This window comes from Pediococcus parvulus (assembly GCF_964063155.1).
Lineage (GTDB): Bacteria > Bacillota > Bacilli > Lactobacillales > Lactobacillaceae > Pediococcus > Pediococcus parvulus.
The window spans coordinates 1,098,459-1,119,652 of sequence record NZ_OZ061292.1 but is presented as its reverse complement, the minus strand read 5'-3'; the positions used below and the strand labels follow the sequence as shown (position 1 = coordinate 1,119,652).

Annotated in this window: 19 protein-coding genes and 1 other annotated feature; of the genes, 1 reads left to right on the top strand and 18 read right to left on the bottom strand. The window is 38.6% G+C overall.

Annotation, left to right across the window (positions count from 1 at the left end; all coding sequences use genetic code 11):
• Positions 1-5: 5 nt before the first annotated feature.
• The 4 genes from AB3217_RS05445 to hisS all read right to left on the bottom strand — a co-directional run bounded on the left by AB3217_RS05445 (position 6) and on the right by hisS (position 4,679).
• The gene (locus tag AB3217_RS05445; RefSeq protein ID WP_057782721.1) at positions 6-884 is read right to left on the bottom strand and encodes a YitT family protein; all 879 of its coding nucleotides are present in this window, start codon (positions 882-884) and stop codon (positions 6-8) included.
• A gap of 9 nt (positions 885-893) precedes the next feature.
• On the bottom strand, positions 894-1,424 hold the full coding sequence (gene msrA, locus AB3217_RS05440; protein WP_057782719.1) for a peptide-methionine (S)-S-oxide reductase MsrA: 531 nt from the start codon (positions 1,422-1,424) through the stop codon (positions 894-896).
• A gap of 150 nt (positions 1,425-1,574) precedes the next feature.
• On the bottom strand, positions 1,575-3,374 hold the full coding sequence (aspS, locus tag AB3217_RS05435) for an aspartate--tRNA ligase (protein ID WP_367365781.1): 1,800 nt from the start codon (positions 3,372-3,374) through the stop codon (positions 1,575-1,577).
• Between the two features lie 12 nt (positions 3,375-3,386).
• Positions 3,387-4,679, bottom strand: coding sequence for a histidine--tRNA ligase (gene hisS / locus AB3217_RS05430; protein WP_367365780.1), 1,293 nt, complete (start codon positions 4,677-4,679; stop codon positions 3,387-3,389).
• Positions 4,680-4,740: 61 nt separating this feature from the next.
• Positions 4,741-4,922, bottom strand: a binding site (T-box leader).
• A 125-nt stretch (positions 4,923-5,047) separates the two neighbouring features.
• Between hisS and AB3217_RS05425 the strand changes: the two genes are divergently transcribed.
• Positions 5,048-5,908, top strand: a complete 861-nt coding sequence (locus AB3217_RS05425) for an N-acetylmuramoyl-L-alanine amidase (protein WP_057782712.1) — start codon at positions 5,048-5,050, stop codon at positions 5,906-5,908.
• A 6-nt stretch (positions 5,909-5,914) separates the two neighbouring features.
• On the opposite strand, the gene AB3217_RS05420 is transcribed toward AB3217_RS05425, so the two are convergent.
• The 14 genes from AB3217_RS05420 to hrcA all read right to left on the bottom strand — a co-directional run bounded on the left by AB3217_RS05420 (position 5,915) and on the right by hrcA (position 21,174).
• A complete protein-coding gene (locus AB3217_RS05420; protein ID WP_068804919.1) occupies positions 5,915-6,538 on the bottom strand; it encodes an HAD-IA family hydrolase in 624 nt (207 codons plus the stop codon).
• Between the two features lie 15 nt (positions 6,539-6,553).
• Complete coding sequence (dtd, locus tag AB3217_RS05415) at positions 6,554-7,000, bottom strand: D-aminoacyl-tRNA deacylase (protein ID WP_057782708.1); 447 nt, start codon at positions 6,998-7,000, stop codon at positions 6,554-6,556.
• Between the two features lie 103 nt (positions 7,001-7,103).
• Positions 7,104-9,338, bottom strand: coding sequence for a bifunctional (p)ppGpp synthetase/guanosine-3',5'-bis(diphosphate) 3'-pyrophosphohydrolase (locus AB3217_RS05410; protein ID WP_367365779.1), 2,235 nt, complete (start codon positions 9,336-9,338; stop codon positions 7,104-7,106).
• Positions 9,339-9,375: 37 nt separating this feature from the next.
• Positions 9,376-9,702 carry a hypothetical protein gene (locus tag AB3217_RS05405; RefSeq protein ID WP_084254217.1) on the bottom strand — a complete coding sequence of 109 codons (327 nt, stop codon included), beginning with the start codon at positions 9,700-9,702 and terminating at the stop codon, positions 9,376-9,378.
• 43 nt (positions 9,703-9,745) lie between these two features.
• Positions 9,746-10,489 (bottom strand): 16S rRNA (uracil(1498)-N(3))-methyltransferase, encoded by a 744-nt coding sequence (locus AB3217_RS05400; RefSeq protein WP_367365778.1) that lies wholly within the window; start codon positions 10,487-10,489, stop codon positions 9,746-9,748.
• 66 nt (positions 10,490-10,555) lie between these two features.
• Complete coding sequence (gene prmA / locus AB3217_RS05395) at positions 10,556-11,506, bottom strand: 50S ribosomal protein L11 methyltransferase (protein WP_260289525.1); 951 nt, start codon at positions 11,504-11,506, stop codon at positions 10,556-10,558.
• A gap of 21 nt (positions 11,507-11,527) precedes the next feature.
• Positions 11,528-12,166 (bottom strand): DNA-3-methyladenine glycosylase, encoded by a 639-nt coding sequence (locus AB3217_RS05390; protein ID WP_367365777.1) that lies wholly within the window; start codon positions 12,164-12,166, stop codon positions 11,528-11,530.
• Positions 12,167-12,299: 133 nt separating this feature from the next.
• Positions 12,300-13,619 carry a uracil-xanthine permease family protein gene (locus AB3217_RS05385; RefSeq protein WP_068804931.1) on the bottom strand — a complete coding sequence of 440 codons (1,320 nt, stop codon included), beginning with the start codon at positions 13,617-13,619 and terminating at the stop codon, positions 12,300-12,302.
• Positions 13,620-13,856: 237 nt separating this feature from the next.
• Entirely contained in the window at positions 13,857-14,189 is a 333-nt protein-coding gene (locus AB3217_RS05380) for a hypothetical protein (RefSeq protein WP_367366125.1), read from the bottom strand.
• A gap of 166 nt (positions 14,190-14,355) precedes the next feature.
• Positions 14,356-16,197, bottom strand: a complete 1,842-nt coding sequence (lepA, locus tag AB3217_RS05375; protein ID WP_367365776.1) for a translation elongation factor 4 — start codon at positions 16,195-16,197, stop codon at positions 14,356-14,358.
• Between the two features lie 184 nt (positions 16,198-16,381).
• Positions 16,382-17,521, bottom strand: a complete 1,140-nt coding sequence (dnaJ, locus tag AB3217_RS05370; protein ID WP_057782694.1) for a molecular chaperone DnaJ — start codon at positions 17,519-17,521, stop codon at positions 16,382-16,384.
• 111 nt (positions 17,522-17,632) lie between these two features.
• Entirely contained in the window at positions 17,633-19,492 is a 1,860-nt protein-coding gene (gene dnaK / locus AB3217_RS05365) for a molecular chaperone DnaK (protein ID WP_068804940.1), read from the bottom strand.
• A 21-nt stretch (positions 19,493-19,513) separates the two neighbouring features.
• On the bottom strand, positions 19,514-20,119 hold the full coding sequence (grpE, locus tag AB3217_RS05360) for a nucleotide exchange factor GrpE (protein ID WP_057782690.1): 606 nt from the start codon (positions 20,117-20,119) through the stop codon (positions 19,514-19,516).
• 14 nt (positions 20,120-20,133) lie between these two features.
• Entirely contained in the window at positions 20,134-21,174 is a 1,041-nt protein-coding gene (gene hrcA, locus AB3217_RS05355) for a heat-inducible transcriptional repressor HrcA (RefSeq protein ID WP_307723900.1), read from the bottom strand.
• Between the last annotated feature and the right edge of the window lie 20 nt (positions 21,175-21,194).

Sequence of the window (21,194 nt, the reverse complement as noted above, 5' to 3'; positions counted from 1 at the left end):
TTGATTTATAGTGACGGCTCATAGAAATGCCCTAAAATTTTGACACTCCCAGAAATGCTTACAAACGCTTTCGGGTCTGACTCCTTCATCGCCATTTCCAGTTCACTCATTTCATACCGTGAAATAATAGTAAACAGGATGGTTTTTTGATGATGATTGTAGGCACCTTCAGCTCCGTGAACAATTGTAATACCTCGCCGAATATGGTTTTGCACACTATCAATCACGCTCTTCGGCCTATCCGTGACAATCATCACTTGCATGCGTTGTTGCCTAGTATACGTCATGTCCATAATTTTGGCATTTACAATTAAACCAATGGCGGAATAAAATGCGTATGGCCAACCATAAACGTATCCTGCTGCACAAACAATAAATGCATTAAACACCATATTAATGGTCCCAATACTTTTTCCTGTTCGTTTTCGTAAAACCATTCCTAAAATATCTAGACCACCAGTTGACAGTCCGTTTTTTAAGGCTAGCCCTGTACCATAACCGTTTACTGCTCCACCAAAAATAGCGCAAATGATTGGATCCGTAGTCAACGTCATGGGATGCAACACTTTAATCATAATACTTGCAAGACCAACCGATAAAATCGTAAATAAAGTGAATCGATGACCAATCTGAGCCCATGCTAAGAAAAACAGCGGAACGTTTAAGACAAAAAGCATAAGCGCTGTCGATAGACTAAAAGGCAGATAGCGACCACTTAGTGTCGAAACTAACTGCGCAAAACCGGTAATTCCTGAAGCATAGATCTTACCTGGGGTCCAAAAGAAGTTCATCGCGATTGAAACTAAAATTGCATAAATAAAAGCAGTTCCAGCTAAGGCAGTGTATTGATGTCGTTTGGCAATCTTTTTAAACTGTTTATCCATGAAAAGTCATTAATTCTCCTTTTCCCAATGAGCTTTTTTGAAAGTGTCTCGGCCACCAGCCTCTTCCTGTGCGTATCTTTCAGGATTTTTTCGATAGAAATCCTGATGATAATCTTCTGCAGGATAAAATGGAGCCACATCTTCAATTTTGGTCACAATTGGATCGTCAAACTGTTCACTTACTGCAAGTGCATCCCGTGATTGTTCTGCAATTCGGCGTTGCTCTGGACTATTCACAAAGATAACTGGTCGATAATTATCTCCCCGATCTTGAAATTGGCCCATAGCATCGGTTGGATCTGTTTGTTGCCAGTAAATTTGAACTAACTGTTGATAAGACATAATTTCAGGATCAAATGTAATCTTAACTGCCTCAGTATGGCCAGTTGTATGCGAACTAACCTCTTCATAGGTGGGATTCACAGTGTGACCACCTGTATAACCAGAAACTACCTTTTTAATGCCTAGCAACGAGTCAAATGGTTGAACCATGCACCAAAAACATCCACCCGCAAAAATTGCTGTTTCTTCTTTACTCATTATTCAACATCTCCATTTTTACAAAATTAACTTCAAGCTACATTCAGCTTATATAGTATCATAACCCACTTTTGTTTTCTGATTTTTTGATTAAATAATTAAAATCAGCTGGTAATCTTAAGCATTACTCAGCTGATCAAAATTTATAATCTATTTATTTTCGTTATTTTCATCATTTTCATTTACTGAAAATAGATGTAATTCTTGTAGTTGTTTCTCAGCTACTGGTCGTGGTGCAGAAGTCATTGGCTCAACGGCTTTTGAATTCTTAGGAAAGGCAATAACATCGCGAATATTATCACGTTTAGCTAGCAAACGTGCAAAACGATCCAAACCAATTGCAAGGCCACCATGTGGTGGAAAACCAGTATCCAACGCATCCAAGAGATAACCAAAACTCTTTTCAGCCCGCTCTTTGGTAAATCCTAAGGCTTTCAGCATGCGGCCTTGAAGTTTGCGATCATGAATACGAATTGATCCACCACCAAGTTCCAAACCATTTAAAATAATGTCATAGCTTTGTGCATGCGCTTTATGAGGATCTTCATCATCGTTCATTAGATAGTGTACATCTTCTTCATTTGGCATCGTGAATGGATGGTGCGCAGGAACCCAACGTCCATCCCCTTCGTCATATTCAAACAATGGCCAGTCTACGACCCACAGATAGGCAAATTTGTCGTCTGGAATCATATTCTGCTCTTTTGCAATTGTAACCCGCAAATATGCCAAAGTATCTGCCACAACTTTGATACGGTCAGCAACAAATAATAGTAAATCACCATTCTTAGCTTCGGTGGCATTTAAAATCTGTTCCCGAATCGCATCATTTTTAAAGAATTTAGCAATGGGGCCTGAAAAACTATCATCTGTAACTTTCAGCCAAGCTAACCCCTTTGCGCCAAACCGTTTAATATATTCGGTGTACTTGTCAATTGCCTTGCGAGAATATAAGTCAGCGCCACCAGGAACCGCAATTGCTTTAACTTGTCCACCATTCGCAACAGCCCCTGAAAAGACTTTGAATTCGGAATCTTTCATAATGTCAGAAAGATCCTTTAATTCCATTCCAAAACGAACGTCAGGTTGATCCGTTCCAAAGCGGGCCATAGATTCATTCCAACTAATTCGGTCAAAAGGTAATTTAACGTCAATATCTAAGGTGTCTTTCATGACTTTAGCAATTAAGCCTTCGGTCAAATCTTGAATCTCTTCTGCATCTAGAAAACTAGTTTCCATATCGATTTGGGTAAACTCAGGTTGACGGTCCCCGCGTAAATCTTCATCACGGAAACAACGTGCAATTTGATAATAGCGATCAAAACCTGCCCCCATTAACAACTGCTTAAATAATTGTGGTGACTGTGGCAAAGCATAGAAATGCCCAGGATAAAGTCTTGAAGGAACTAAATAATCACGGGCTCCTTCAGGCGTTGATTTCGTTAAATCTGGCGTTTCAATGTCAATAAACCCGTTTTCATCAAAGTAGCTATGAACAGCTTGGGTGATACGATTACGAATCATCAGGCCCTTTTGCATTTCAGGGCGTCGTAAGTCAAGGTATCGATATTTAAGACGTAATTCATCAGAAACGTTGATATTGTCTTGAATGTAAAATGGTGGTGTTTTCGCCTTATTTAAAATCTTTGCTTCATGGACCTCAACTTCGACTTCCCCAGTTTTCATGTTCGGATTAATTTCTTTTTCTGATCTTGGAACAACTTTCCCGTTAATTTCAATGACGTATTCGCTACGTAGCTCATCAGCGACATCTAAAGCCGTTTTAGAAAATTCCTTACTGAAAACTAACTGAACGATTCCTTCACGATCACGTAAATCAATAAAAATTAAATTACCCAGATCACGTCGCTTCTGAACCCAACCTTTTAAAACAACGGCTTGGTTCAAATATTGTTTATTCACTAAACCAGCATATGTTGTGCGTTTCATATTACCTATCTCCTATTTCTCTAAGAATTTGCCAAATAGTTTTGGAAAATTTTTATACACATCTTCAAGTTTGACTTGGTGCTCATCACCCGTGGCCATGACCTTTAAATTTACCACTTGATTAGCCAACTCGTCGTTTCCAATTGTCATCACAATTTTGGCATTCAGCCGATTAGCTGTTTTAAACTGTGCTTTAGGTTTTCGATCGAGATAATCTTGATCAGCACTAAAGCCATTTTCACGAACAGCCTCAACTATTTTTAAGGTTTCAGCCTTTGTCTCATCACCAATTCCCACAACATAAACATCTAATGAGTTAGTTTCCGGCAATGCTGCCTTTTGAGCCTGCATCAATAATAAAAGTCGCTCAACACCTAGCCCAAAACCAATTCCTGGCGTCTCTGGGCCTCCCAATTCTTCAACTAGGCCATTATACCGGCCACCAGCACAAACTGTAACGTCGCCATCTCCTAGCGCCTTATCATGCGCCATAATTTCAAAAATCGTGTGATTATAATAATCTAGTCCGCGCACCATGGATGCATCTACTTCATAGGGCATATCTAAGTCATCTAAAAGTTGTTTAACAGTTTCAAAATGTTTTTTTGAATCTTCACTCAAATAATCCAAAATGGAAGGCGCATCAGCAACTAATTTTTGGTCATTCTTATCCTTGCTATCTAGTACTCGTAAAGGATTCCGGTGCAAACGTTCCTTGGAATCATCACTTAATTCATCAAAATGAGGTTCTAGATAAGCAATCAATGCTGCTCGATAAGCTTTCCTAGTTTCTTGATCACCCAAAGTATTAATCACAAGTTTGAGATTTTTAATTCCCAATTTTTTCAATAAATGCATGCCCATCGAAATGACTTCAACATCTAAATTAGGACTTTCACTACCAAATGCCTCTACACCAATTTGATGAAATTCACGAAGTCGACCTGATTGTGGTCGCTCATATCGAAACATTGGTCCCATGTAGTAAAGTTTAACTGGCTTAATTTGTTCCGGACCATAAAGCTTATTTTCAACAAAAGCTCGCACAACACCAGCAGTTCCTTCAGGACGAAGGGTGATGTGTCGATCCCCTTTATCGTGAAAATCATACATTTCCTTTGTCACAATATCAGATGTATCACCAGCACTTCGAGAAAAAACTTCAAAATTTTCAAACATTGGGGTACGAATTTCGTTAAATCGATAATTTGCAAACAATTTTTTTGCAACATCTTCAATGTAACTCCAAGCAACAGCCTCTTCAGGTAAAATGTCGGCCGTCCCTTTTGGACGTTGATATTTCATAGTAAACCCTCCTATAGATCTTAAAAAATTCTAAAAACAATAAAAAACGCCCTTGTTTTTATACAAGGGCGCTTAGGCGCGGTACCACCTTAATTAAATACTCATCTAGATAACGTCTTACAACGGAGTCTGAATATCAGACTCACCTCGAAAGTGTCTTTAGCAGATCCAAATACCCACTCACAGCAATTCTGGGTTCTCTGAAAAAGGAGACTGCTTACTATTCTTTGTCTCTGGTTTTAATATTAAACTACCATTAAAATTACTAAACTATCGGTTCGCTGTCAAGGGTTCAAAGAGAAATATCGCAATTTTCGCGTCATCTGGTATATAATAATGAAAAGAATCTGAAATACGGAGTATAAATTATGACCACTAAGTTTCGCAATCTAATCAAGCAAAATCGACTTCAACTAAGCATCATTTTAATTTTTTTAATTGCCACATTTTTTCTGACATATACGCTCTTTTCTGATAAAACAGTGCGTGTTAGTTTAGATAATGTGGTGGTTCGCACCGGACCAGCCCTTTCATATTCCAAATCTGGAATAGTTAATTCAGGAAAACGGGTCACTGTTTTAAAGAAGAAAAGTGGTTGGCTACGTGTTCGCTATAATGACGATCATTTCGGCTGGATTCCCAGCTGGCTGACCAACCGCAAATTTAATTTCAGTAAGGCCACCAATCTTTCCGAAGCAACTATTGTGTTAGATCCTGGTCACGGTGGCAATGACTCTGGTGCTCTAGGAATTAATCAAAAACATGAAGAAAAGACTTACACTTTAAAAACAGCCAAACTTGTACAAAAATCACTTGAGGCAAAAGGCGCACGTGTTTTGATGACAAGATCAACCGATGAATACGTAAGTCTGGCAGCTCGAGCAACTATGGCCAATAAACACAAAGCAAATGCCTTTATCAGCTTTCATTATGATTCTGCACCAGAAAACAACTCTGGTTCCGGTGATACCACTTACTACTACCACAAAAAAACGTCATTAAGGCTCGCCGAATTAGTGAATAGCCAGCTAAAATCAAAAATCAGTTTAAATAATCGAGGTGTCCAATTTGGGGACTTCGAAGTGATTCGTGACAATACGCAACCCGCATTGTTAATTGAGGGCGGCTATATCAACACCAGCAACGATTTTAAACAAATTAGTAGCTATCACTACCGAAAGCAAGTTGCTTCTGCAGTCACAGTTGCACTTACCCAGTTTTTTGAATAGGACTTTTTAGTTAAAAATAACCAATAATTCGGCTAGGTCTTTAATTTGTTTTTCAGGTGAACTTGTCACTTGAATAGTATGATCCGGGTCAAATAGAATTCCTTTAATACCCGCGTTATGAGCTGCCAAAATGTCGAGATTACGATCTCCAATCATGATGGCAGTTTTTTTGTTGACTTTAAACTGTTTAATTAAATAATTTAAAGAAGCTGGATTCGGTTTCCTAGGAAACTGATTGGCTCCTGTCACATACCCTGTAAACAATTCTCCGAAACCATGCATTGCTAATAATTTCTTAGCTTGATCATCTCGATGGGTAAGCAAAAAGTTACGGCCGTTCCAAAGGACGTTTTTCTGGCAGACTTCATAGGCATTTGAAAATGGTATTGCCCTGCCCAAAATTTCCGATTCATATTTCGCATAATCTTGTTTAAGATTTGCGAGATCCAAACCATTTTTATGCGCATATTTTGCTAGCGTTTTCCCTAATGACCCTCGCCGCATGGCCTGATATAAATCAACTGCCGTCGTGTGAAGTACCTGATTTGCGGTTAAAGCCGCTTCGAAACTTTCGACCATAATTGGATAAGTATCAAACAAAGTCCCATCAAAATCCCAAAATAAATCCATGTGAAAACTCCTAACTTAAAGTTGATCCGTGTCATAAATAATGGTTACTGGCCCGTCATTTTGCAAATCAACTTGCATGTCAGCCCCAAATTCGCCAGTTTCAACTATGACACCAGCTTCTCTTAGTTTCTGATTAAATTGGTCATAACATTTCTTTGCATGTTTCGGATCCCCGGCATCCGTAAAACCAGGACGGTTACCATGCTTCGTATCTGCATAAAGTGTGAATTGAGAAACAGACAAAATGCTACCATTCACTTTTGCTAAATTTAAATTCATTTTGTGCTTTTCATCTTCGAACACACGAAGGTTAACAATTTTATGAACTAAATAATCAATTTGTTCAGTGCCATCCTTATCTTCAAAACCAACCAATAATAAATAACCAGTGTTAATTTTACCGACTGATTCTTGTTTTATGGAAACTTGTGCATGTTTAACTCGCTGTAAAACTACTCTCATTATCAATTACTCCTTTTATAAAAATTAAAACAAAAACCCTGAAGTCTAAACTAAAATCCTTAAACATAAGATTAAAGTTAAATTTCAAGGTCAGTTTGTAAGCTTAATGTGTAGGTCGCTTGACCACGTATACATCCTTCACAGTTTTTAAACTATCCATAATATGATTAAGATGATTCAAATTGCGCACACCAACTGTCAAACTGATTGTCACCATGCGATTATGATCAACTTTTCCATTTACAGAATTTAAGTAGCGTGTTGTGTTATTGACTTTTTTTAATATATCGTTCAACATGCCATTACGATTATAGCCTTCAACTTCAAGATCGGCCGCATAATTGTTATGTGCATCAGCCGTATCTTCCCATTCAACACCAATCAACCGTTCGTCCTGGGACTCAGCATGTGTCACATTTGGACAATCTTCACGATGAACCGAAACACCACGCCCTTTGGTAATATAACCCACAATCGGATCCCCTGGAACTGGATTACAGCAATGACTTAACCGAACCAAAAGGTTATCGGCCCCTTCAATAATAATACCGCTCGAGGAACTCTTCTTTTTGCGTTCCTTTTCTGAATCATGATCATTTGAAATTGTCTGGTGCTCTTCAAGGAGTTCATGTTCTTCTTGCCGTTTTCGATCTTCCTCTTGTTTAGCGCGGACATCATCAGTTAATCGATTAGCTACCCCAACCGGAGCGAGATCTCCAAAACCAACTGCAGCATATAGATCATCGACAGAACTATAGTGTAGTTTATTAGTAACTTTTTCGAGCTTCTCCGACTCTAGGACAATTAATGGATCAAAACCTGTTTGCCTAAGTTGGTGTTCAATAGCTTCGCGGCCTTTTTCGATATTTTCAGAACGGTCTTGCTGTCTAAAAAATTGCTTAATTTTATTACGTGCTCTACGAGTAGAGACTAAATTAATCCAATCGCGACTTGGTCCCGCAGAACTAGAAGAAGTTAAAATATCGACAATGTCGCCATTTTTAATTTTATAATCCAATGGCACAATCTTTCCATTGACCTTGGCACCCGTCGTATGGTTTCCAACTTCTGTATGAATCGTGTAAGCCATATCCAATGGACCGGATCCTTTGGCAAGTTCAAAGACGTCTCCCTTGGGTGTAAATGCATAAACGCGATCGCCAAAAAGATCGCCCTTTACAGAATCCATAAAATCAGCGGCATCTTTACTTTCATCCTGTAGCTCAACAATTTCTTTAAACCAATTCAGCTTTTTGCCAGTATCACTGGTTTGAACTTTATCTGTTTTACCTTCTTTATACGCCCAATGAGCTGCAACACCATATTCAGCAACTCGGTGCATTTCCTCAGTTCGAATTTGAGCCTCTAGAGGTTTGCCTTCTGGACCAACAACCGTTGTGTGTAATGACTGATACATATTAGCCTTGGGCATCGCGATATAATCTTTAAAACGGCCAGGCATCGGTTTCCAGCGAGTGTGAATGGCTCCTAAAACTGCGTAGCAATCCTTAATAGAAGGAGTGATAACTCGAATAGCCAGCAGATCATAAATCTGACTAAATTGTTTGTGTTGGTCAACCATTTTTCGGTAAATAGAATAGATATGCTTAGGACGACCATAAATATCAATTTCATGTAAATTTAAAGCATCTAACGCGTCTTTAATGTCCTTAATTGCTAAAGCAATATACTCTTCGCGTTGATCGCGGCGAGAATTCATCAAATGCGCAATTCGATAATATTGTTGTGGATTTAAATACCGTAACGAAATATCCTCTAATTCCCATTTAATGGTACTAATTCCTAATCGATCGGCAAGCGGTGCATAAATTTCCAACGTTTCATTTGCAATTCGGCGTTGTTTGTCCGGGCGCAGGTGCTCCAAAGTTCGCATATTATGCAATCGATCAGCTAATTTTACAATAATGACCCGAATATCTTTTGACATCGCAAGTAGTAACTTACGATGATTTTCAGCAAGTTGTTCTTGGTTAGATTTATAGCGAATTTTACTAATCTTGGAAACGCCATCCACAATAACGGCGACATCAGAGCCAAATAACTCCTTGATGTCTCCCAAAGTAATAAGTGTATCCTCGACCGTGTCATGCAAAAAACCCGCACAAATTGTTGCCGGATCCATTTTTAGTTCAGCTAAGATCCCCGCAACTTGAATAGGATGCATAATATAAGCTTCACCAGATTGACGATATTGATCCTGATGAACATAGGTGGCAAAATCACAAGCTTTCTGAACAATCGCCACGTGATCGGCATTCATATATTTTCGACACATATTTAAAACATCTTGAGCAGAAAGAACCGGCTCTTGTGACATAAGTAAGCCCCCTTTATAATTTTTAAAACTTTAGAGATTAACTCGTTAACCCATATGCAATATAACTTGTGCTCAAATAAACAATTACAAAATAGTAAGCGTATCTTGGTAAAAACAAATACACACCTAGTAAAAAGAAAATTGGAAATAACCACAATAACGCCCAGTGCACACGATTAGCCTTAATTAAAGATCCCAAAATTATGGCAGCTAGTGTATTAATGATCATTAAAAACCACAGATCAATAAAAACATGGGAAGCACTTGTAATATGTAAAACAAACGGTAATAAGACGCCTAAAACCACCCCGGCAACCCAATATCGCCATTTTATTTGGACAAAAAATTTTAAAGTTTTATTCAAATTCATCCCTCCACTGCTGACTTTCAAAGTATATTTCCTAATTCTACCTCATTTCCTTTAAAACGGAAATAGCAGAAAGTAAATATAATGGTGCCGTTTCTGCACGTAAAATTCGGGGTCCGAGGCCAACACTTACAAACCCCACGTCTCTTAAGGATTCGACCTCACTATTAGCTAATCCACCTTCTGGACCGAACAACACTAATGCAGTGTCATTCGGTTGCATTTTTCCAATTTGGGCGTGTAATTGTGTGTGCTCGCCATGCTTGGCAGATTCTTCATAAGCCACAATTTTAAACTTTCCCGGCCATTTAGATAAAGTTTGCAAATCATTATAATAGGTCACAGTTGGAATATAATTGCGATGTGATTGCTCTGCAGCCGACTTTGCAACTTTTTGGAGACGCTCAACTTTTCGCGTGACCTTTTTTTCTGGCCATCTAGCTACAGAAAATTCGGTTGGCAAAAAAATAAAAGTTCTTGCGCCCATTTCCGTGCCCTTTTGCACAATATATTCACTTTTATCACCCTTAGAAATGCCACATGCAATCGTCACTTCTACTGGCAGTTCCGCCGATTTTTCAAGTTGATAGATAGGCATTATATGAGCCTCTTGGGGATCAATTCTTTCAATTTTCCCAATAAAAACTTCATGCTTTTTTGAAACAAATTCAGCCTGATCATTCACTTTAGCACGCATCACTCGTACCAAATGGTGAAAATTATCACCGGCTATTGAAAAAGAAACTTTTGTTTGAATCATCTGATCAGTAAAATAACGTTGCATGCCTTTACTCCTATCCCATCTTATCTATATTGATCAAAATTTTGATTAGGTTTCACTAATTTAACATCACTGATCTTCCGCCGGCTTTTTTGCTACGATTGCCCGCCAATCTTTCATTTGTAAAACTTCAATAATTTCGAAATTATCTTTTTGCAAATCATCAAGGATTAAATTTAATTTATCTTTGATAATTCCAGAAGTAATAAATAAACCACCCGGCTTCAAACATTTTTTTGCTTGTGGTACTAAAGGCTCAATGATTTCAGCCAAAATATTTGCCACAACAACATCTGCTTGTACTTGAATTCCCTCAAGTAAATCATTTGGTTTGATTTCAATATTTTTTACATCTGGATTTAGCTTTAGATTCTCCACAGCCGAATCAACCGCCACCTGATCCAAATCAAAGGCCCTAATTTTTCCTGCCCCCATTTTGCTGGCCGCAATACTTAAAACACCTGAACCAGTACCAACATCAATGAGTTCTTCGCCACCACGTAAATACATTTCCAATGCCTGCAAACACAATTGTGTTGTGGGATGGGTTCCCGTCCCGAAGGCCATACCAGGATCTAACTTTAAAATCTTTTCCTCATCGGCCGTTTTTTTGTAAGTTTCCCAATCGGGAACTACCGTTAAATAACGGGTAATTCGAACTGGATGATAATACTTTTTCCAAGCAGTTTGCCATTCCGTTTCTTCTAATGGCTTTTGCAAGACGTTTGCAGGCACTGGGTCTAAACCAAAGCTTATAAGTTGGTCAACTTGATGTTTAATTTGTGGTAACAAGTCGTCAACTTTTATTGATTCAGGATAATACCCGGTCACTGACGCACCACTTTTGATATGAGGAATATCCGCCAAATTTAAGATTTCCCCAAATCGACCAGCGCGTAATTTTTTATAATCTTCAGCGTCTTCGATCTTAACCCCCTTGGATCCAGCCGTTTCCAAAATATTAGTAACTGCTTCTACTGCCTCATTTGAGGTTTGTACAATTATTTCTGTCCATTTCAAAGTTATCAATCTCCTTAAATGTTATTGCCAACCGTACGTTTTAAACTCAATATCACGTTTCCTCATTTTTGATACATAAGGATTCCCCGCTACGAAGTATCGTAACGGTTCAGACGTCCAAACACCTTTATTTGGAACCCCAATCCGGCCACTCTTAATAATATGCGTCGCCGTTTTAAAGTCTTCAAGATCTAAGCTTAAGGAACCCTCATTCAAACGAGTCCCCTTTAAAGACTTAGGGATGCCAAAGGCTTGCATTAATTTTCCAGGTCCACTGGTGAGTTCAAATGGCTGTTGCACTTTTCGATTCTTACGAAATTGAGATAATCCCTCCGCAGGTTGTACGGCACGAATTAAAACACCCTGAGGATCGTCAACTTTTTTAGTAATCAAATTCAAGAGCAATTGCGTTCTCATTTGGTAAATATAAATGGTACCAGCTTCATGATAAAGTGGTTCATTTTTAGGTGTCCGGTGTCCTTGAAAAGCGTGCGCTGCTTGATCTTTAGGACCGATATATGCCTCATCTTCAACAATGTAGGCACTCAACATCCCAAGCTCGGTTTCAAAACAAATTTTTTTGCCTAATAATTTCTTAGCAATATCTGCTGTGTTTCCGCTAAGGAGAAAATGTTGAACCTGTTCAAAACTTGTTGTCATCTAAAACTCACCAATCTATACGATTAATTTATGCTACTTGTATTTTACAGCTTTAACTTCATAGAAAGCAAAAAAGAATTTAATCCTAGTAAAGGACCAAACTCTTTAGTTTTAAATTTGAATTAAAGCATCATTATTTAGCTTTTCGATCATCAAATTCTTTTTCACTAGCAGCCTTTTGTGGTAAGACCAAATTTAGTACAATTCCTAAAACTGTTGCAACGGCTAAACCTGAAAACTGATACTGTCCCAACTGCAGATAAGCATTTCCAATCCCAATAACCAAGATAGCTGAAGCAATCATGAGGTTACGTTTAATATTGAAATCTACTTTCTCATCAATTAATACCCGTAGTCCATTGGAAGCAATTGTTCCGAACAAAAGAAAACTTATTCCGCCAATTACAGGTGAAGGAATGCTTTGAATTAGGGCACTCAGTTTACCAATAAAACTAAATATAATTGCAAACATTCCGGCACCAGCCAAAACATAAACACTGTGGACTTTGGTGATTGCCAAAACACCAATATTTTCACCATAACTTGTAACAGGTGGGCCACCAACAAATCCAGCAATAAGAGATGCGGTCCCGTCACCAGCCAAAGTATGGTTTAATCCAGGATCTTCAAAGAAGTTCCGTTTAGTCAGTTTGTTGAGGACCATAATATGTCCAGTATGTTCAGTCATTGTCACAAACGCAATCGGCGCCAAACTCAAAACCGCGCCCCAATAAAAATGAAAACGATAAGTTAAGAATGGGACTTGAAATTTTGGTAATGAAAACCAAGAAGCTGCCATAACACCGCTGAAGTCTACAATCCCGAACAAAACAGCAACCACGTAGCCTACAACAATTCCCAAAAGAATTGGAATTAAACTAATAAATCCTTTCAGGTACATGTTAAATCCAATCGTAACTAATAGTGTAATCATCGCAACCGCGAAATATCGCCAATCGTAAGTGGTTGAACCAGAAGTAAGTGTGCGCATGGTAGCGTCAGTCGCAGCCGTTCCGGCTAATGATAAGCCAATCACCATTACGATCGGGCCGACAACAATGGGTGGCAAAATTTTGTTGATCCATTCAGAACCTACAAAACTTACGATTAAGGCAACAATCAAGTATACTAACCCGACAGCCACCGTTCCTTGTGCAATACCGGGATATCCCGTTGTTTTCATTAAAGCAACCATTGGGACAATAAATGAAAAACTTGAACCCATATAAGCTGGAATCTTACCCTTTGTAATAAGTATGTATATTAGGGTGCCGACACCAGAACTAAAAAGCGCAATCCCAGGATTCAAGCCCACCAAAATAGGAACTAGAACAGTTGAGCCAAACATTGCAAACATATGTTGAATTGATAAACCAATCCAGTGTCCTAATGTTGGTCGATCATGAATATCCAAAACGACATCATCATTGTGAAACTCATTTGTTTTCGCCATTTAAAATCCTCCTAATATATTAAAACCCCTTTGAGTTGTTCGACTCAAAGGGGTTCAGAATAATAGTTAGACTTAATTTATTCTAGACTACCTTCGAAGTCTCACAGGACATCTTTAAAGGTTTCATTACAGCTAAGATACTCTTTAATTTATCGAACGTCAACTAAATTGGACAATAATCCTGCTCCACAAAAAAACGAATGACTGGCAACGTCTGCCATCACTCGTTTGTTTTGCTTACTTTGATTCTTTTTTCTCGTCAGGTTCGATTTTATTAGTCTTCAATCGACCTTTTGTCTTTTGGTTCACGTGCTGCTTCAAATACTTAATTAGATCAGATTCACGTTTAAAGATTCGAGGATGCTGCTGTTTATGCAGGCGCAAATCAATTTCGTTAATCTTAATTCGTCCTGTCCAGGTATGGGAATACTTGATAATCAAGCGATTATTCAAATCTTCTTTTCCAAACTTAAAAACATAAACACTTTCAGGAGTCATTAATGGTCTGATATAATGTTTTTCATACTTATATTTATTGGAGTTCATGAACTGTTTCGTTCGCTTTAAAATAAATAACACCTCCAAAAAATTTGCTTAAAGCCCCTTGACTCAATTCTAGTTAATCATTATATTAAGCTATTCTTCAAAAAAAGTAAACCAATTTGATGAACTTATTTAATACCCGTTGTAAGTGAATTTAATGAATTATACTTAATGACCACTCACTATTTATCTTTTAATTATTATCATTTTGTTCGGTATCTGTCTTCAAAACGGCCATGAAAGCTTCTTGCGGAATTTCCACAGTCCCTACAGCTTTCATGCGTTTTTTCCCGCGTTTCTGTTTGTCCAAAAGTTTAGCACGCCGATCAGGATCACCTGTATGAATTTTAGATGTGACATCTTTTCGATATGCCTTTATATTCGTTCGTGAAATAATTTTTACACCAATGGCAGCCTGAATTGGAATCTCAAAGTTTTGACGTGGAATAATTTTCTTCAACCGACCAGTAATTTCAATTGCGCGCTGTTGGGCAAAATCACGATGAGCAATAAAACTCAACGCATCAACCTTTTTACTGTTCAAGAGAATATCGATTTTTACCAAATCACTTGGCCGATAATCTTCCAATTCGTAATCCAACGAAGCATAGCCATGTGTCCCTGACTTTAACTTATCAAAAAAGTCAAAAATAATTTCAGATAGTGGCAGGTAGTACACCACGTTTACCCGGTAGGTGTCCAAATAATCCATGGTGTCGAACACCCCTCGACGATGTTGGCATAATTCCATTACTGGACCTACATAGTCGTTAGGCACCATTATTGACGCTTTGACAAACGGTTCCTTCACATCTTTAATACTTGACGCATCAGGCATCTCAGAAGGATTTTCAACGACCAGTTCACTACCATCTGTTAATTCTACATGATAGGTAACAGATGGCGCCGTCGTAATAAGATCTAAGTTAAATTCACGTTCTAAACGCTCCTGAACAACGTCCATGTGCAGGAGACCTAAAAAACCACAACGGAAACCAAATCCTAAGGCTTGTGACGATTCAGGCTCAAACTCCAACGCTGCATCATTTAATTGTAATTTTTCAAGAGCTTCCCGTAATTCGTTAAACTTCGCATTATCGGTTGGATACAAGCCGGCATAGACCATCGGGTTCATTTCCCGGTAACCATGTAAAGCTTCCTTAGCCGGTTGTTTCACTCCTGTCACTGTGTCACCAACACGGGTATCTTTAATATCTTTGATACTAGCCGTTAAATAACCAACATCACCGGCCATCAAATAATTGCGTTTGATCGGTTTGGGTGAGTTCACCCCTACTTCCGTCACTTCGTACTCGCTACCACTATTCATTAAGCGAATATGGTCACCAGGTTTCACCATACCTTCAAACAAACGAATACTCAACACAACCCCACGGTAGTCATCGTACTTCGAATCAAAAATTAAGGCCTTCAGAGGACCATCTAATTCACCTTCAGGGGCCGGTACTTTGTCCACAATTTGTTCCAATAATTCTGAAATACCGATACCTTTCTTGGCACTCGCAAGAACAGCATCAGACGCATCTAATCCAATGACATCTTCAATTTCAGTTCGAACCCGTTCTGGATCAGCCGATGGCAAATCAATTTTATTGATAACCGGAACAATTTCCAAATCATCATCCAAGGCTAAATAGACGTTGGCTAAAGTTTGTGCTTCCACACCTTGAGCAGCGTCAACAACTAAAATGGCACCTTCACAAGCTGCCAAACTTCGTGAAACTTCGTAGGAAAAATCAACATGACCAGGAGTATCAATTAAATGAAAAATGTATGTTTCCCCATCTTTGGCTTTGTAATGCAATTCGACCGCATTTAATTTAATTGTAATTCCTCGTTCACGCTCCAAATCCATTGAATCGAGTAATTGATCTTGCATATCACGTTTTGCAACTGTATCCGTCAATTCCAGGATTCTGTCTGCCAGAGTGGATTTCCCATGATCAATGTGGGCAACAATCGAAAAGTTTCGAATATGTTGCTGGTGATCCTTCAAATCTTTGTATTCAGGCATTTTAAATCCCACTTTCATATAACTTCATTCATCCTATTATAGCAACGTTTGAAGCCAATCTCAATTATTTCATTTTCAAACCTGTTTGCCAAAAAGTAAAAACACGAAACTAAATGGCAGACAAGCGTCATTAAGAAAATTAATTTGCTTGTCAAAGTTCACCATCTTGTTCGTGTTTAAGATACTACTTAAATTTATCAAAAAATCCATTCTTACCTGAACCAGAAACCTTTTCGCCGCCAGCTTTAGCGAATGCTCGCATAGCTTCTCTTTGTTCTGCATTCATATTCTTTGGTGTTTCAACAATGACCGTAACCTGCTGATCACCATTACCGTTACCTCTTAAACGAGGGGCACCTTTTCCGCGCAAACGGAAGGTCGTCCCGGTTTGAGTTCCAGCCGGTACTTTCATCTTAACATCACCATGAACCGTTTTAACTTGGATTTCGTCACCCAAAGCTGCCTGGACAAAACTAATTCGTTTATCCAGATAGATTTCAGCACCTTCACGCTTGAACACTTTACTTGGTGCTACACGGAAGATAATGAACAGATCACCATAGCCACCACGGTTTGTACCTGCTTCACCCTGACCTTGTAATCGCATTTGTTGACCATCTTCAACGCCTGCAGGAACTGTCACTTTGACTTCATGACGTTCATTTACATGACCAGTTCCTTGGCAAGTTGGACATTTTTCTTTGATTTCTTTACCAGTTCCATGACAAACGTCACAAACTTGTTGTGAAACCATCCGACCTAAAGGTGTATTTTGAGTTACTTGAATATAACCGGCACCATGACATTTTGCACAAGTAACTGGTGAAGTTCCAGGTTTTGCACCAGAGCCATCACATGTCTTACAAAGTGCTTCTCGATTATACTTAATTGTAGTTTTTTTGCCAAACACACCCTCTTCAAAAGTAAGGTCCATTTGATACTGTAGATCTTCACCTTGTTGAGGTTGATTTGGCTGTGCACTACGACCTCGACCACCGCCACCAAAAAACTGGCTAAAAATGTCATCGAACCCGCCGCCACTGCCACCAAATCCGCCAAAATCAGCAGAATTAAAACCACCGTTACCACCAAATCCAGCATTTGCATCAGCTGAACCATACTGATCATAACGAGCTCGTTTTTGATCGTCGCTTAAAACTTCATAAGCTTCATTTACTTCTTTGAATTTCTGTTCAGCTCCAGGAGCCTTATTCAAATCAGGATGATACTTTTTTGATAATTTTCGGTATGCCTTTTTAATTTCATCGGCAGATGCATCTTTGGATACCCCTAAGGTTTCATAGTAATCTTTATTCTCCGCCATTATGATCCTCCATTTTTATCGATAAACTTAGAATATCATAGACCAAATGTAATAAAAAGCCAAAGTCGATATGACTTTGACTTTTTATTAACAATCAAGCAATTCAATCACTTATTTTTTGTCTTTGTCAGGATCTACTTCTTCAAAGTCACCATCGACAGTTCCTTTATCATCTTTCTTATCAGATGAAGCTGAACCATCTTTTTGATCACCCTTAGCTTGTTCCTGTTGTTGTGCTTGTTGATATAATTTTACCGAAAGGTCTTGAACAATCTTATTCAAGTCGTCCTTCTTGGTCTTCATATCCTCAACATTATTATCTTTTTGAGCCTTCTTCAAAGCATCTTCAGCATCTTTTGCCTTCTTGATCTCATCCTCAGATACTTTGCCTTTAAGCTCTTTCAAAGTCTTGTCAGTTGTAAAGATTAATTGTTCTACTTCGTTCTTAAGATCAACTTCTTCTTTACGTTTCTCATCAGCAGCTTCGTTTTCTTTAGCTTCTTTCATCATTCGATCAATTTCCTCGTCAGAAAGACCTGAAGAACTCTTGATAGTAATCTTTTGATTTTTACCAGTGCCCTTGTCAGTTGCCGAAACATTAACAATCCCGTTTTTATCAATATCGAATTTAACTTCGATTTGGGGAACACCACGTGGTGCCGGTGGAATATCCGTCAATTGGAATCTTCCAAGCGTCTTGTCATCAGCAGCCATTGGACGTTCACCTTGTAACACATGAATATCAACGGCTGGTTGACTATCGGCAGCAGTAGAGAACACTTGTGATTTGCTAGTTGGAATGGTTGTATTACGATCGATCAACTTAGTGAATACACCACCCATAGTTTCAATACCTAAAGAAAGTGGTGTGACATCAAGTAAAACAACATCTTTAACGTCACCAGTTAGGACACCACCTTGAACGGCAGCGCCAATGGCAACCGCTTCATCAGGGTTGATTGAATGGTTAGGTTCCTTTCCAGTCCAGTTTTTAACAGCTTCTTGAACTGCAGGAATACGAGTAGAACCACCATTAAGGATGATTTCATCAAGATCACTTGCAGAAAGATCAGCGTCACGTAAGGCATTATCAACAGGGGTCTTTGTTCGAGCAATTAAGTCAGAAGTCATTTGATCAAATTGAGCACGCGTCAAAGTTTTTTCCAAATGTAAGGGACCATTAGCTCCAGCTGAGATAAATGGTAAACTGATTTGAGCTTCAGTTACACCAGAAAGGTCCTTCTTAGCCTTTTCAGCAGCATCCTTCAAACGTTGTAAAGCCATCTTGTCTTGAGAAAGGTCAACACCGTTTTCTTTCTTAAAGTCATCAACTAACCAATCAATGATCTTTTGATCAAAATCGTCACCACCAAGATGTGTATCACCATTTGTAGAAAGTACTTGGAAAACACCATCCCCTAATTCAAGGATAGAAACATCAAAAGTACCACCACCAAGATCATAAACTAAGACTTTTTCATCTTTATCTTGCTTGTCGAGTCCATATGCTAAAGCAGATGCCGTAGGTTCATTGATAATTCGTTCAACGTCTAAACCGGCAATTTTACCCGCATCTTTAGTTGCTTGTCGTTGTGAATCATCAAAATAAGCTGGTACAGTGATAACTGCTTTTTCAACAGTATCACCAAGATAATCTTCAGCATAATGTTTCAGATATTCCAAAATCATTGCTGAAATCTCTTGTGGTGTATAAGACTTGCCACCAGCACTAACTGTATAACCCTTTTCACCAATATGACGTTTGATGGAAACGATTGTATCCGGGTTAGTAATTGCTTGTCGTTTAGCTACTTCTCCAACCTGAGTTTCGCCATTTTTAAATGAAACCACTGAAGGTGTTGTTCGACTACCTTCTGGGTTAGTAATAATCTTTGGTTTGTCTCCTTCGAGGACTGCAACCGCGGAATTTGTTGTTCCTAAATCAATACCAATAATTTTATTGCTTGCCATTTTATTATCCCTCTTTTTAATTTATTGTGACACAACAACCATTGCAGGCCGTAAAACACGATCTTTTAGCATGTATCCCTTTTGCAGGACACTCACTACTTGATCAGCTTTGCCGCCTTCTTCAACAGCCACCGTTTGAACGGCTTGATGAATGTGTGGATCAAATGGTTGACCAACTGCTTCAATCTCAGTTACATGATTGTCTTTTAAGGCCTTATTCATGTGATCAAAAACCATCTGAATACCCTTTTTCAGTTGCTTTCCATTTTCGTCAGACACCTCAATCGCCAAAGCACGCTCAAGATTATCAATCACTGGTAAAATGTCTTTGGCTAAGTGTTGACCGTCATACTTAACCAAGTTTGCCTGCTCTTTTTCATTTCGTTTTTGAATATTGGCCGTTTCAGCCTTAGCACGAATGTATTGATCAGTTATAGCATCAACTTTACCATTCAATTCGGTAATTTGTTTTTTTAACTCTTCAATCTGGGTAGCCGTTTTTGATTGTTTCTTGGACTTTTTTTCGCCCTTTACTTTTTTATCAGGTTTAACTTTAGTTTTTTTTGTTTCTTTTGTTTGTTTTTCGACCGTTTCATCGATCTTTTCAGTCTTCTTGTCTTCTGCCACTACGTTCACACCTCTCAACTATCATCAATATCGTGGTAATAATCTATCAATCTTCTTGCTAGCTCTGTTCGGAACGCACCAACCAACCCAATCATTTTGGAATATGGCATACTCGTTGGTCCCAAAACTGCAATAACACCTTTACCATGTTGATCAACATCGTAAGTTGCTGTAATCAAACTATAATTTTTTAACAGATTATTAGTAATTTCATTACCGATTTGAACCTTAATATTTTGATCTGGCGAACCCAAAACGCTGGCAAGATCCGTCGAATGGTTCATCAAACGATATAAAGATCGAATTGCACCCAAATCATGCTGCTTGGAAAAATCCAGTAAATTTAGCTGCCCACCAACAAAGAATCGTTCAGTTGCTGATTTTTTCAAAACATCTTCGAAAACATCCAAGAAACCCTCTGGCGTTTCAATGTACTTTCCGATTTGATTCGGAATATCCGTTGCTAATCTTTTGAAAACTTCTGACAACGTTAAACCAACTAATTCATCATTAATGATCCGAATAACTGCTTCTAAAGCTTCAGGATCAACGTTTGAAGGCACCTTAAAAGTTCTATTCTGAACGTCACCATTGTCAGTTACCAAAATAGCCATAACACGATGATTTCCTAATGGAACCAATCTGAACCCTTCAAGCTTTGCATCTTTCAATTCAGGCTTTACTGTAAAGGCAGTGTAGCTAGTTAACTTAGAAAGCATATCCGCCGATTCGGCAACGATATCATCAATTTCTTGAAACTGATGATTAAACGAAGAACGTATCTGTCGCAAATCACTCGATTGAACTTTATCAGGTTTCAACAAATGGTCAACATAATAGCGATAGCCTTGGATCGAAGGAATTCGACCGGACGAAGAGTGAGTTTTCTTAAGCAACCCAATTTCTTCCAGCGTCGCCATCTCATTACGAATTGTTGCCGAACTCACATGCATCGGTAATTGGCTAACTAAAGCTTTTGAACCTACTGGCTGACCATCACTCGTATAGATCTGAACGATTGCTTGTAAAATCAATAACTCCCTATCTGTCAGCAAAACCATCACCTCTTTTAGCA

Coding starts and splice junctions, on each gene's coding strand:
- AB3217_RS05445 (WP_057782721.1), bottom strand. CDS start 884: ATGGATAAACAGTTTAAAAAGATTGCCAAACGACATCAATACACTGCC.
- AB3217_RS05400 (WP_367365778.1), bottom strand. CDS start 10,489: ATGCAACGTTATTTTACTGATCAGATGATTCAAACAAAAGTTTCTTTT.
- AB3217_RS05425 (WP_057782712.1), top strand. CDS start 5,048: ATGACCACTAAGTTTCGCAATCTAATCAAGCAAAATCGACTTCAACTA.
- aspS (WP_367365781.1), bottom strand. CDS start 3,374: ATGAAACGCACAACATATGCTGGTTTAGTGAATAAACAATATTTGAAC.
- msrA (WP_057782719.1), bottom strand. CDS start 1,424: ATGAGTAAAGAAGAAACAGCAATTTTTGCGGGTGGATGTTTTTGGTGC.
- AB3217_RS05420 (WP_068804919.1), bottom strand. CDS start 6,538: ATGGATTTATTTTGGGATTTTGATGGGACTTTGTTTGATACTTATCCA.
- dnaK (WP_068804940.1), bottom strand. CDS start 19,492: ATGGCAAGCAATAAAATTATTGGTATTGATTTAGGAACAACAAATTCC.
- lepA (WP_367365776.1), bottom strand. CDS start 16,197: ATGCCTGAATACAAAGATTTGAAGGATCACCAGCAACATATTCGAAAC.
- dtd (WP_057782708.1), bottom strand. CDS start 7,000: ATGAGAGTAGTTTTACAGCGAGTTAAACATGCACAAGTTTCCATAAAA.
- AB3217_RS05385 (WP_068804931.1), bottom strand. CDS start 13,619: ATGGCGAAAACAAATGAGTTTCACAATGATGATGTCGTTTTGGATATT.
- hisS (WP_367365780.1), bottom strand. CDS start 4,679: ATGAAATATCAACGTCCAAAAGGGACGGCCGACATTTTACCTGAAGAG.
- AB3217_RS05390 (WP_367365777.1), bottom strand. CDS start 12,166: ATGACAACAAGTTTTGAACAGGTTCAACATTTTCTCCTTAGCGGAAAC.
- AB3217_RS05410 (WP_367365779.1), bottom strand. CDS start 9,338: ATGTCACAAGAGCCGGTTCTTTCTGCTCAAGATGTTTTAAATATGTGT.
- dnaJ (WP_057782694.1), bottom strand. CDS start 17,521: ATGGCGGAGAATAAAGATTACTATGAAACCTTAGGGGTATCCAAAGAT.